10 protein-coding genes are annotated in these 12,349 nt (G+C 62.5%); all 10 read left to right on the forward strand.

Going from position 1 to position 12,349, the window contains the following annotated elements; all coding sequences use genetic code 11:
- The first annotated feature begins 62 nt into the window (after positions 1 to 62).
- The 10 genes from ftsY to HMPREF2932_RS08445 all read left to right on the forward strand — a co-directional run bounded on the left by ftsY (position 63) and on the right by HMPREF2932_RS08445 (position 12,304).
- Positions 63 to 1,955, forward strand: coding sequence for a signal recognition particle-docking protein FtsY (gene ftsY, locus HMPREF2932_RS08400; RefSeq protein WP_071409984.1), 1,893 nt, complete (start codon positions 63 to 65; stop codon positions 1,953 to 1,955).
- A gap of 188 nt (positions 1,956 to 2,143) precedes the next feature.
- Positions 2,144 to 5,125, forward strand: coding sequence for a DUF4040 family protein (locus tag HMPREF2932_RS08405; RefSeq protein ID WP_070682056.1), 2,982 nt, complete (start codon positions 2,144 to 2,146; stop codon positions 5,123 to 5,125).
- The gene (locus tag HMPREF2932_RS08410) at positions 5,122 to 5,559 is read left to right on the forward strand and encodes a cation:proton antiporter subunit C (RefSeq protein WP_010190439.1); all 438 of its coding nucleotides are present in this window, start codon (positions 5,122 to 5,124) and stop codon (positions 5,557 to 5,559) included. The genes HMPREF2932_RS08405 and HMPREF2932_RS08410 overlap by 4 nt, the downstream gene beginning before the upstream one ends.
- Positions 5,560 to 7,101: a monovalent cation/H+ antiporter subunit D family protein gene (locus tag HMPREF2932_RS08415; protein WP_070515684.1), complete on the forward strand. Its 1,542-nt coding sequence runs from the start codon at positions 5,560 to 5,562 to the stop codon at positions 7,099 to 7,101.
- A complete protein-coding gene (locus HMPREF2932_RS08420; protein ID WP_049155361.1) occupies positions 7,102 to 7,656 on the forward strand; it encodes a monovalent cation/H+ antiporter subunit E in 555 nt (184 codons plus the stop codon).
- Positions 7,653 to 7,943, forward strand: a complete 291-nt coding sequence (locus HMPREF2932_RS08425; protein ID WP_070515683.1) for a cation:proton antiporter — start codon at positions 7,653 to 7,655, stop codon at positions 7,941 to 7,943. Before HMPREF2932_RS08420 ends, HMPREF2932_RS08425 begins: the two co-directional genes overlap by 4 nt.
- 4 nt (positions 7,944 to 7,947) lie before the next feature.
- Positions 7,948 to 8,316 carry a Na+/H+ antiporter subunit G gene (locus HMPREF2932_RS08430; RefSeq protein ID WP_046648025.1) on the forward strand — a complete coding sequence of 123 codons (369 nt, stop codon included), beginning with the start codon at positions 7,948 to 7,950 and terminating at the stop codon, positions 8,314 to 8,316.
- Positions 8,317 to 8,473: 157 nt separating this feature from the next.
- Positions 8,474 to 9,859, forward strand: coding sequence for an ammonium transporter (locus HMPREF2932_RS08435; RefSeq protein ID WP_070515681.1), 1,386 nt, complete (start codon positions 8,474 to 8,476; stop codon positions 9,857 to 9,859).
- A gap of 3 nt (positions 9,860 to 9,862) precedes the next feature.
- Positions 9,863 to 10,201 carry a P-II family nitrogen regulator gene (locus HMPREF2932_RS08440; RefSeq protein WP_070701736.1) on the forward strand — a complete coding sequence of 113 codons (339 nt, stop codon included), beginning with the start codon at positions 9,863 to 9,865 and terminating at the stop codon, positions 10,199 to 10,201.
- 3 nt (positions 10,202 to 10,204) lie between these two features.
- Entirely contained in the window at positions 10,205 to 12,304 is a 2,100-nt protein-coding gene (locus tag HMPREF2932_RS08445) for a [protein-PII] uridylyltransferase (RefSeq protein ID WP_071409985.1), read from the forward strand.
- Positions 12,305 to 12,349: the final 45 nt, after the last annotated feature.

Consider the following 12,349-nt stretch of genomic DNA (forward strand, 5'->3'; position numbering starts at 1 on the left):
GCCCAGCACTTTTCACCCTCCTTGTCGTGCCGTACGTGGACAACCCTGGCACTATGGAAGGCATGAATACTACTTTTATGTGGATTGCGATAGCAGTCATCGTCCTGATTCTGCTCGTGGTCTTGTTCGTTGTCCTAGGCAAGAAGCGCGGCGAATCAAAGAAGGTCTCCTTTGAAAAGCCCGTGGAGGAGCCGAAGGAGCTGACCCAGCAGCAGAAGTCCGGCAACTACCAAGCCAAGTCTGGTTTTAATTTTGCCCCGGCTGGCGGCGGTGCAGTTAAGGAGCCTGTCACCGCCTCGAAGCCCGAGCAGCCGGCGCCACAGCCGCCAGTTGCCGAGCAGCCCGCGCAGGCCCCGGCTGAGCCCAAGCCCAAGCCTGAGCCGCAGGCGGAGCAGCGTGATGCCACTGATCTGGCGAATGCTCAGCTCAAGGGTGAAGAGGAGACCCCGAAGGCAGCGAAACCTGCGGCGGAACCGAAGCCTCAGGCAGAGCCTAAGCCGGAACCCGTCGGAGACGCGAAGCCGGTGAGCGAGCCGGAACCGGCTGCGCAGAACGAACCGGCAAAGGAAGAAGAGGATAAGGATTCTTCCGCTGGTGTAGCCGCTGCAGGAGCTGCGGGCGCTGCCGCCGCTGGTGCTGCCGTATCCGGCGCCGCTGCTGTTGACAAGGATGACGAAGACACGGAAGAGGATGTCCCGGCCACCGAACAAGAGATTGCCGAACCGGAGATTGCTGAACCGGAGCCGGTAGTTGAGACTCCGAAGGTAGAGGAGGAACCGGAGGTACCTGAGGCTCCGGCCGAGGAGGAGCCTTCCGCCCAGTCTGAGGCCGAAGAAGAGGTAGAAGCACTGCCTGAGCCAGAAGCACCGGCCGAGTCTGAGGAAGCCGAAGCAGAGGAGGCCGCCGCGGCAGCGGGGGCGCAGGCGGCGTCGGCAAGCGCGGCACTCGAGGCTGAGCCGGAGGAGCTCGAAGTATCCGACGACGCCGAGGTTGTCGAGGCCCCGGCAGCCCAGCCGCAGGAGGACATTGCGCCGGCTGCCGGCCGCTTGGGCAAGCTGCGCGGGCGTCTGTCGCGCTCGCAGAACGCCATTGGCCAAGGCCTCATGGGCATTCTTTCTGCTGGTGACCTTGATGATGATGCCTGGGAGGAAATCGAAGACACCCTCATCATGGCGGATCTGGGTACGAAGTCCACCATGCAAGTTACCGACTCCCTGCGTGACAAGATTGCAGAGCGCGGAGTCAGTTCTGAGTCCGAAGCCCGCGCCATGCTGCGCGAGGCCCTCATCGAGGTGGGCCACCCAGAGATGGATCGCTCCATCAAGGCCATGCCGAATGAAGGCAAGCCGGCCGTCATTATGGTCGTCGGCGTCAACGGCACCGGCAAGACCACCACGACCGGCAAGCTGGCCCGCGTGCTCGTGTCCATGGGGCACAACGTCTTGCTCGGCGCGGCGGATACTTTCCGTGCAGCGGCTGCGGACCAGCTGGAGACCTGGGGCCGTCGCGTGGGCGCTACGACTGTCCACGGCAAGGAAGGCGCGGACCCGGCCTCCGTGGCCTTTGATGCCGTGGCCGCTGGCGTTGACCAGGGCGTCGACGTTGTTCTCGTTGACACCGCTGGCCGTCTGCACACCTCCGTGGACCTCATGGACCAGCTGGGCAAGGTCAAGCGCGTGGTGGAGAAGAAGACCGAGGTTGATGAGGTCCTGCTTGTACTGGATGCGACGGTGGGGCAGAACGGCCTGACCCAGGCCCGTATCTTCCGTGATGTTGTTGATATCACCGGCGTTGTCCTCACGAAGCTGGATGGCACCGCCAAGGGCGGCATCGTCTTCCAGGTGCAGGAGGAACTGGGCGTGCCGGTCAAGCTCGTGGGCCTCGGCGAGGGTGCAGATGACCTCGCGCCGTTTGAGGTTGAAGGATTTGTTGATGCCTTGCTGGGGGAGAAGTAAGTCCTTATAGATCCCTGGGCTATGCCTAAGTTCTTTCGAGACGCAGCGCCTCCTTTGTGGGGCGCTTTCGTCGTCTTCATCCCATTAAAGATGTGCTTTGGGGGAGGTCACAATGATACTCTGGGAAAGTCCTGTCTATGTGAGGCTGATTAAACAGCCCTAACAACGGTTCGTGAGGCTACTCTTCCGTGACACTCCTGTATGTTGTCCTCCTCGCAGCTGTCGCAGTGGCGCTTGCACCAGTAGCCGTCAAGGTTGCTGATCGCGCAGCCGGCTACCCGCTAGCCGGCATTTTTATTGTCGCCGCGGCACTGTTGGCTAAAGAATTTCCGGCGCTTGCCCGTGGCGAAGAACTGACCTATTCCGTGACGTGGGTGCGCGATGTGATCGCGCCCGGCGTTGATGTCAACCTCGCCTTCCGCGGCGATGCACTCGGCATCTTCTTCGCCATGCTGGCTCTCGTCATCGGTGCGGTGGTGTTTACTTATTCTGCGGCTTACTTGCCTAAAGGAAAAGGAAACGTCAGTTTTTATGTCCTGATGACCGCGTTTACGCTGTCGATTCTCCTGCTCGTGCTCGCTAACGACGTCGTGGTGCTCTTCCTTGCCTGGGAGCTGGTATCGCTGGCGTCGTTCATGCTCATTGCGCGCAGCGGTAAGTCAGGTGAGGCGGGTTCGCAGCGCACGTTGATCCTTACCTTCGTTGGCGGCCTCACTCTGCTATCGGGCGTGGCGATTGCTGCAACCGCAGCGGGGACGACGAACCTTGAGGGCATCTTGGCCTCCGACGTGTGGGCGGAGCGCCCAGGCCTGACCGCCGGGGTTGCCGTGCTCATTGCGGTATCGGCATTTACCAAGTCTGCACAGTTCCCCTTCCACTTCTGGCTGCCGGAAGCCATGGCGGCCGCGACGCCGGTCTCGGCCTTCCTGCACGCGGCAGCAGTGGTCAAGGCCGGTGTCTACCTCTTGATTCGCTTCTCCACTATCTTCCACGACGTTGCCGTGTGGAACTGGCTGCTCATCATCGCCGGTATGGGTACCGCCGTGATGTCGGCGGTCTTCGCGGTGCAGAAGACGGACCTGAAGAAGCTGACCGCGTACTCCACCGTGTCCCACCTGGGATGGATCGTGGCCACGATTGGTGTGGGCACGCCTTTCGCCATCGCGGCGGCGCTCGTGCACACGCTGGCGCACGCGCTGTTTAAGTCCTCCATCTTCATGCTCATTGGTGTCATCGACCACGAGGCCGGTTCCCGCGATATCCGCCGCCTCGGCGTGCTGTGGAACAAGATGCCGTGGACCTTCGGCTCCATGCTTATCGGTGCTGCCTCGATGGCGGCGGTCCCGCCGCTGTTCGGATTCGTGTCGAAGGAAGGAATGCTCACCGCCTTCGAGGAGGCACCAATTGGTTCTACCGGCCAGGCGCTGCTGCTCATCGTCGCCGGCGTGGGTGCGTTCTTCACGTTTACTTACTCCGCCAAGATCATCTTCGGCGCCTTTTTCGATGGCCCGCGCAACATGTCGCATGTCCATGAGGCACCGGTGCGGTTGTGGCTGCCCGCGGCTCTGCCGGGTGTGATGTCGGTGCCGATCATTTTCGTCATGGGAGCGCTCGATAAGCCGCTCGATAACATCGTGGCGGCCATCGGTATGGAGGGCCATTCCCACCTCGCGCTGTGGCACGGGCTGAACGTCCCGCTGCTTATTTCTGTGGTGGTGCTGATCGCTGGCATCATCGCGTTGTTCTTCCGCGGGCCGCTGTGGACCGCGATGGAGGAGCGCCAGCTCCTACCGCGCACCGGTAACCAAATCCTGAAGTGGATTCAGGATGTGTGCGCGGCCTTCGGCCGTTTCGTTGGCCGCATGTCCGATACCCACAACCCGTCGAAGCTGATCCTGCCGATCATTCTCCTAGTCATCATCCTGGCGGGCTCCACTCTGGTGTCCACGGGTGTCGACGGTGTGGCTCTCAACCCGCGCGTGGATGGCCTTGATAATCCGTGGGACCTGTTGCCGCTGGGCATCGTGGCGCTGTCCATGTTTGGTCTGGTGCGTACACGCAACCGCCTCACCGGTGCGGTCATGATTGGTACCGCGGGAACCGGCGTGACCTTGCAGATGTTCTTGCTCGGCGCACCCGACGTGGCCCTGACGCAGTTCACGGTGGAGGCGCTGTCCGTCATCGTCATGATGATGGTCCTGCGCTATCTGCCGGAGAAATTCCACCCAGTACAAAACAACAACCGCAAGGTGGGTTCCATCGTGGTGGCCGTGCTCGCTGGGCTCACCGCATTCCTGGGCGTGTGGGCGCTGATGGGGCGTCACGAGCGCTCGGACCTGGCCATGTGGTACCTCAACAACGCTCCGGATATTACTGGTGGCGACAACGTGGTGGCCACCATCATCGTGGAGTTCCGTGCACTCGATACCCTGGGTGAGCTGTCGGTGCTGGGCATGGCCGCCGTGGTTATCGCTGCGGTCACCTCGACGCTGCCGCGCTTCCCGTTCACCTCCGGTACGCGTCCGGCGCCGTTCGGCCAGTCGCAGCTCAACTCGGTGCCGCTGCGCAAGGGCATTGCCGTGGCCATCCCAATCCTGGTGGTCATGTCCTTCATTGTCTTCTACCGCGGCCACCAGGCTTCCGGCGGCGGCTTCCCGGCGGCGCTCATCATGGGTGCGGCCATCGGCCTGACCTACCTGTCCCGCGGTACCGATGAGATTGTCTTCGGGCGCATGACTCCGATTCACCTCACCGGCGTGGGCATCATCGTGGCACTGGTGGCAGGCTTCATCGGCTACATCCCGACGTCGCATAGCTCCGGCGGTTTCCTCACAGCCATCCACGGCCACGCCCTGGGGCAGCACTGGACGACGTCGCTCATCTTCGACCTCGGCATTTACCTCGCGGTGTTGGGCATGCTCACCATGGCCATCAACGCCTTGGGCGGCTACCTGCGCCCGGGCACCGAGCGGGACTACTTGCCGTGGGTTCATGACGATGATTCCGCGCTGCCGAATACCCCGCGCGTGGTCATGGAGGATGTCGACGACCCGTATCCCGAGTCCATCAACCCGTCTTCGGACCCAACGGCGTTGCTCAATGACTCCGAGGCACGCCACCGTGCGTCCTCGTCCCACCGAATCTCGGCTCAAGAGGAGAAGAACTCATGATCCTCGCACTGACCATTGCTTTGCTCATCGGTAGCGCCGTCTACCTCATCCAGCAGCGCGGCCTCGTGCACATCGTGCTGGGCATGATGGCCTTCGGCCACGGTGCCAACCTTATGCTTCTGGCTACCGGCGTGTACTCCTACCGCGGGGAGTCCTTTCCCTCGCAGGTGGGCATGGACCAGATGGCGGACCCGCTGCCGCAGGCCTTTGTGCTGACCGCCGTGGTGATTTCCATGGCTACCTCGACCATCCTGCTGACCATGGCGGCGATGGGCGCGAACGACGACACGGACGTTGTTGAGCCGGTGGATGACAACACCATTGACCACGCTTTCTCCACGCTGGGACGCGACACCCAGAACCGGGAGATTCTGGAGCGCTCGGCTAACAAGATGGATCGTTTGAAAGAACTCGAACAAGAGGAGGACAACTAGATGTATGACACCGTAAGCGCCCTCCTCCCGCTCTTCCCAGCGGTTCCCCTCGTATCGGCGGCGCTGGCGCTCCTCGCGCCATGGAGCCGCGTGCGCGATGCCATCATGCTCATCGTTCCGGGCGTGGGTATTTTCGCCTCCTTTGCGCTGTTGCTCTACACCATGAGCAACGGGGTGGTGGCGCACAGCGTGGGTAACTACCTGGGCAACGCGGGTATTGCCTTCGCCGCCGATACCTTCTCGGCACTCATGCTCATTACGACGATGATCGTGGCCTTCGGTGCCAACTGGTTTGCCATCGTGGGCGGTGAGACCAAGTCTCGCTACTACCCGTCGCTGACACTAATCCTTATCACTGGTGTGTGCGGCGCCCTGCTGACCGCTGACCTCTTTAACTTCTTCGTGTTCATCGAGGTCATGCTGCTGCCGTCCTATGGCCTCATCACGATGTCCGGTACCTGGTCGCGCTTGGCTGCCGGCCGCGCCTTCGTGCTGGTGAACTTGTTCGCCTCCACGCTTTTGGTGGTCGGCGTGGGCTATATCTACTCGGTGACCGGCGTGGTCAACCTGGCGGCGCTCACGGGCGCTGCCGCCGGCAATGGTCCGGTGACGGTGGCCTCGGGCATCATCGTTATCGCCATCGCTGCGAAGGCCGGCGTGTTCCCCGTGCAGTCCTGGCTGCCACGGACCTACCCGGGAACATCGGCTGCGGTCATGGGCCTCTTCTCGGGCCTGCACACCAAGGTCGCGGTGTACATGCTCTACCGCCTGTGGGTGCAGCTGTTCGATATGGACCAGCGCTGGGGAACACTCATCATCGTCATCATGATCATCTCCATGGTGGTGGGCTCCTTCGGCGGTTTGGCCGAGAACTCCATCCGCCGCGTGCTGGGCTACCAGATGCTCAACGGTATGCCCTTCATCCTGGTGATGATGGCCTTTACCACCCACGATGCACAACGCGCACTGGCCGCCGGAATCCTGTACACCATCCACCACATGCTCACGGTGGGCTCCCTCATCTTGGCCTCCGGTGCCATTGAGGAGACCTACGGCACGGGCGGGCTCAATAAGCTTTCTGGCTTGGCGCGCCGCGATCCCATCATCGCGTGGATCTTCGCCGCCGGTGCCTTCTCTGTTGTGGGCTTCCCGCCCTTTTCCGGCATGTGGGGCAAGGTTCTCATCGTCGCGGAAGTCGCCCGCACCGGCGGGGGATGGGCATGGACCGTCATCGCGGTGATTATCATCGCCTCCTTCGCCGCGTTCCTGGCCATGCTGCGGGTGTGGCGTCGCGTCTTCTGGGGCAAGGATTTGCCCAAGGAGAAGGTGCCCGATGAGCTGGTGATCCGCAAGAAGCTGATGGCGCCCTCGGCCGCGCTCATCTTGGGCTCGCTGACCATGTTTATCCTCTCCGGGCCGGTCATTAGCATCACCATGGAAGCTTCTGCAGACTTGTTGGATACGGAGGCCTACGCACACGCTGTGCTTGGCGACGACCCCGTAGCCCTACCCGATATCGACTCCCTTCAGGAGGGCCGTTAAATGAAGACTGCGTTGCATGCTGTTGGCTACGCGCTGTGGCTGATCAAGGAAATCTTCGTTGCGGGTTTCTCGCTCGCCGCGGAATCCTTCAAGCCGCAGAATAACTACCGCCCGGTAGTGGTGCGGTACCCCCTGCGCGTGACCAGCGCGTGGGAGATCTTCTGGTTCACCTCGTCCATTACGGCAACCCCGGGGACTCTGTCCTTGGGTTTGCGCGAGCCGGTGGCAGAAGGCCTGCCGCGCATCGTGCTGGTTCAGGCGGTCATGGGGGATGACCCAGCCAGCATCATGGAGGATCTCGCGGACATGGAGGAACGCCTCGCCCCGCGAGTGAAGGGCATTGACTATGGCGTTCCTGGTCAGGGCCCCACCAAGGAGCTCGCCTCCACGTTCTACGAGTACCCGCTGGATACGCTGGGCCGCCATATGCGTGCACCCGACATTGCAAAGACCGACGATACCCCGCTGGCCGCGCACGATGTGGAGAAGTACTCCGTGTGGCCCTTGCGCCAGGTTGCACAGAACAAGGATGCCCGAAAGGATGATAAGAAATGATTGATTTTTCCTCGATGAGCGCCTTTCAATGGGTAGTTTTTGTCAGTATTTTCCTCATCGGCGCATCGGTGTGCGCGGCCCTAGTGTTGGCACTGCGCTCCCGCGACGAGCTCACCCGTACCGTGATGAGTGACATGGTCTTCTACGGCATGTTGTGCATGTACATTGCGTGGGCCATGACTAATCACGCGTCCATCGTCTACGACATCGCCATGCTCGCGGCTATTGCGGCCGGCGTGCTGCCGACGTTGTCGATGGCCCGCATCATCTCGAAGGGTAGGAGGTAAGACCATGACTATCGCGGAGATTATCGCCTCGATTCTGTTGGTCGTAGCCACGGTCTTGGTCATTGGGACCGCCATCGCCTTGTGGCGTGCGCCCGATGCCCTGACCCGCGTCAACCTGCTGGGGCCGACGGTCGGTTTGGCCGTTCCGCTGCTGCTTGTGGCGAAGTTGGTCGTGGATTTTGCTGAGAACGGGTTTTCCCTGTGGTCGCTGATCAAGGTCATGATCGCGTGTTTCGGCGTGTGGATCATCGCGTCGGTGGGCTCCTTCTACATGGGCCGTTCCATCTACGGCGTGACCGTCACCGACGTGAAGTATGCCAAGCGTATGCGCGAGCGTGAGCAAACGGTAAAGGCTTCCGAGGACGAGCTCTAGGGCGCGTGCTGGGACAAGCGGCGAGGAGAGTGCTTCCCTCGCCGCTTTTTCGATCTTAAGTGTGATCTGCAGCTCACTTTCCTTCCTAATTCTATAGTGCGATAGGTATATTAAGTCCCGTTACCTATCAAGCTATAGAAACGAGGTTAGTTGACGTATGACTCCTGAAGCATTTTCTTCCGGCGACGCAGCATGGATGCTCATCAGCGCATCCTTGGTGCTGCTCATGACCCCCGGATTGGCGTTGTTCTACGGCGGAATGGCGGGCAACCGTCACGTCCTCAACATGATGATGATGTCCTTCGGCGCACTAGCGCTCGTCCCCGTGCTCTACGTTCTGTGGGGGTGGTCCATGTCCTATGCGGAAAGCTCGCTGGCCGGTATCGTGGGCAACCCGTTTGAAGCCTGGGGGCTACGCGGCCAAATCACCGGGCCCTCCGCCGAGTACCTTGCCGGCAGTGCTGGTTACCCCAACATCATCGACATCGGTTTTCAAACAACCTTCGCCATTATTTCGACAGCCATCATCTCCGGAGCCCTCGCCGGCCGCGTGAAGTTCTCCGCGTGGCTCACCTTTGCGGGCGTGTGGATCACCTTCGCCTACTTTCCGCTCGCTCACATGGTGTGGGGCGGGGGAGTGCTCTCCCATGCCCCGCGTTCCCTCGCAGCGTGGCTCTTCGGTGTATCAAACGGTGAGGCTCTCATTGCTCCCATCGACTTCGCGGGCGGCACCGTCGTGCACATTTCCGCCGGCGCGGCTGCCCTGGTTCTGGCTATCGTCGTGGGCCCGCGCGCGGGCTTCCCGAAGCACATCGATAGGCCCCACAACCTTCCGATGGTGATGCTGGGCGCTGCGCTTCTGTGGTTCGGCTGGTTCGGCTTTAACGGCGGTTCCGCTTTCGCTGCGGACGGTCTTGCTGGCCTGGCATGGCTCAACACCACTGTTGCAGCGGCCGCAGCGATGCTCGGCTGGATGCTCGTGGAAAGAATCCGGGACCACGCCGCGACTTCTCTCGGCGCTGCATCCGGCGCGATTGCAGGTCTTGTCGCCATCACCCCGGCCGCAGGAGCACTCAGCCCGCTCGGTTCCATCGCCCTCGGGTTCCTCGGCGGCATTATCGCCTGCCTGTGTATCAGTCTGAAGTACCGCTGGGGCTTCGATGACTCCCTGGACGTCGTCGGCGTGCACCTGTGCGCTGGCCTGTGGGGAACCATCGGGTTGGCCTTCTTCGCCACGGATAACGGCATCCTCACCGGTTACCTCTCGGAAGGCTTCAAGCTGCTCGTCGTCCAGGCGGTCATCGCGCTCGTCGCCATGCTGTTCTCCGCTGCCGTTACGCTGGTTGTGGCGCTCCTCATCCGCGCCACCCTGGGGTGGAGGGCCGATGATGAAGACCAAGGCATCGACCTGAGCGAGCACCGCGAGTCCGCCTATGACTTCCGTGAGTCCGTGGCGTCTCACCGTCGCCACACCCACGACGCTAGGATTAACCCTGCACCTACCGTCCAGCCGCGGGTCGACACCGCCGGAGCTAAGGAGTAACAGATGAAGCTCATCACTGCCATCGTCAAACCGTTCACGCTGCCGGACATCCGTGAGGCCTTGGAGCAGCACGACGTGCACGGCCTGACCGTGACCGAGACCCAGGGTTTCGGCCAGCAGCGTGGCCACAGCGAGGTCTACCGTGGCGCCGAGTATGCCACCGACTTCGTGCCCAAGGTCAAGCTGGAGGTAGTCACTTCCGACGAGCAGGTGGAGGATATCCTTTCTGCCATCGTTGACGCCGCCTATACCGGAAAGATCGGTGACGGCAAGATTTGGATCACGCACGTCGAGGACGTCATCCGCGTACGCACCGGTGAACGCGGCGAGGCCGCTCTCTAAAAGGTGTCTACGGCCGCCCAACTGCGTGAGGATGCCTATGCCTCGGCGATAGAGCTGACGCAGTCTCTGCAGCTTCCGCCCGGCTGTGCGCTTGCCGCCACGGGTTCTTTCGCCCGGCGGGCGATGACCCCTTTTTCGGATCTCGACTTGATTCTCCTCCACCCGGATGACACCGAGCTTCCCGAGGACGTCGTCTCCGAAATCTGGTACCCCATCTGGGACGCCAAATACCGGCTTGACTACGCCGTGCGCACCCCGCGCGAGTTCGGCGCCATCGCCGGATCTGATCCCGCCGCCGGCTTCGCGCAGCTGGATCTGGCTTTCGTCGCCGGCGACAAGCAGCTCGTGGACTCCACCCGCGCCCAGGTCTATGCCTCGTGGCGCCGCCTGTTGCAGAGCAACTTCGACGCTTTCGTCGACCTCGCCATTACTCGCTGGCGCCTTTCTGGCACCCTGGCCACGATGACCCACCCGGATATCAAGAATGGGCGGGGCGGCCTGCGCGACATCCAATTCCTGCGGGCCCTCGCCCTGGGAAACCTCGCCGACGCCCCAGCACTCGAGGAGGAGCAGGCCTTGCTTCTCGACGTCCGCACGCTCCTCCACGTCACCGCCCACCGGCACCGCGACGTCCTCGATCCTGAGTTCGCTGCGGAGATCGCCCACGAGCTTGGTTTCGCTGACCGTTATGACTTGTCCGCGGCCGTGGTCACCGCGGCTACCGCGGTAGATAAAGCCGTGGAGAGGGCATTGGCGACTGCCCGGGGAGTCGTATCCAAACGCAGCCACAACCGCACACGTAAGCCCCTCGATATCGGGGTGGTCGATGCCGGGGGCGAGATCCGCCTCGCTCGCACCGCCGATCTCGACGAGCCGTGGCTGCTCCTGCGCGTGGCTGCCGCTGCAGCGCGCTCGGGTAGAACCGTGCCCTCCCATGTCTGGGAGCAACTGCGCGAGTTGCCGGAACTGCCCGAACGCTGGCCCGCCGCCGCGACGGATGCCTTCTTTAGCCTGTTGTCTTCACCGCTCAACACTCCGCGCCTCATCCAGGAGATGGACGCTCACGGCTTGTGGGAGCGGCTCGTCCCAGAGTGGGAGCACATCCGGGGGTTGTTGCCGCGCGAGCGCACGCACGCTCACACCGTGGACTACCACTCCATCCTTACCGTCGCGCGCTGTGCAGAAGCACGCACCTCCGTAGCGAGGCCCGATCTGCTGCTCTTGGTGGGGCTCTACCACGATATCGGGAAAGGATATGGTCGCCCGCACGAGCTGGTGGGGGCGGAGATGGTGGCGCGTGCCGCGGCCAAGTTGGGACTCGACCTGGCGGACCGCTCCCGCGTCCAAACCGTGGTCGCTGAGCACACCACGCTGGCGCGCATCGTCTCCCGCACCGATCCTTCATCCGATGAAGCCCGTGACGAGCTCCTCGAAGCCGTGCGCTATGACTACCTCACCTTGGCTCTCCTCGTCGTGCTCGCCCGCGCCGATGCCGAATCCACCGGACCCGGTGTGTGGAACCGCAGGCTAGAGCAGGGCATTGAAGCGGTCAGCGGGCATGCTTTTGCGCAGTTGGAGGCACTGCGCCCAGTTCGTCCTCTGGTTGCCGCCGACCGCGACATCGGCCTGCGCCACAACCCGGAGGATGACAGCTTTACCGTCCTGTGGCGCGGCAGCTACCAGCGGGAGGCAGTGCGCCCCCTGGCCCTGATTGCCGCGCTGGGCTGGAACATTCTTTGCTCGCGCCTCGTGCGCACCGAGGAGGGCTATGCCGGCGAGTTCGACATCCGCGCTCTGCACGGTGCTATCGATCTCGCCACGGTGGAGGAGCGCCTCGTTCAGTCCTATAAATCCGGCACCTATACCGTGCTGCCCGAATTTGTGCCGGGCCCCGCGACCGCGATGTGGAGCAGGGGAGTCTTCGAAGTTCGGATCGATGACTACCCGGGTACGCTCGGCCACGTGCTGGCGCTGCTTCCCGAGTGCGAGTGGGTATCCACCGCCGCGCCCGGCGCCACGATGGTGCTCCACGCCGTGCCGCTTGGCGACGTCCCCCGCGCCGCCCTCGTCCGGAATGTGACCCAAGCACTGGTCAACGGCTAAGCTGGGGAAGTTATAAATTTATCCACGATAGTTGAGGGAGCACTG

The sequence above is a fragment of the Corynebacterium sp. HMSC074H12 genome (assembly GCF_001813755.1).
Lineage (GTDB): Bacteria > Actinomycetota > Actinomycetes > Mycobacteriales > Mycobacteriaceae > Corynebacterium > Corynebacterium hiratae.

What these genes read in the sequence shown, in the direction of transcription:
- ftsY (WP_071409984.1), top strand. Translation starts at nt 63, where the DNA reads ATGAATACTACTTTTATGTGGATTGCGATAGCAGTCATCGTCCTGATT.
- HMPREF2932_RS08410 (WP_010190439.1), top strand. Translation starts at nt 5,122, where the DNA reads ATGATCCTCGCACTGACCATTGCTTTGCTCATCGGTAGCGCCGTCTAC.
- HMPREF2932_RS08415 (WP_070515684.1), top strand. Translation starts at nt 5,560, where the DNA reads ATGTATGACACCGTAAGCGCCCTCCTCCCGCTCTTCCCAGCGGTTCCC.
- HMPREF2932_RS08420 (WP_049155361.1), top strand. Translation starts at nt 7,102, where the DNA reads ATGAAGACTGCGTTGCATGCTGTTGGCTACGCGCTGTGGCTGATCAAG.
- HMPREF2932_RS08425 (WP_070515683.1), top strand. Translation starts at nt 7,653, where the DNA reads ATGATTGATTTTTCCTCGATGAGCGCCTTTCAATGGGTAGTTTTTGTC.
- HMPREF2932_RS08430 (WP_046648025.1), top strand. Translation starts at nt 7,948, where the DNA reads ATGACTATCGCGGAGATTATCGCCTCGATTCTGTTGGTCGTAGCCACG.
- HMPREF2932_RS08435 (WP_070515681.1), top strand. Translation starts at nt 8,474, where the DNA reads ATGACTCCTGAAGCATTTTCTTCCGGCGACGCAGCATGGATGCTCATC.
- HMPREF2932_RS08440 (WP_070701736.1), top strand. Translation starts at nt 9,863, where the DNA reads ATGAAGCTCATCACTGCCATCGTCAAACCGTTCACGCTGCCGGACATC.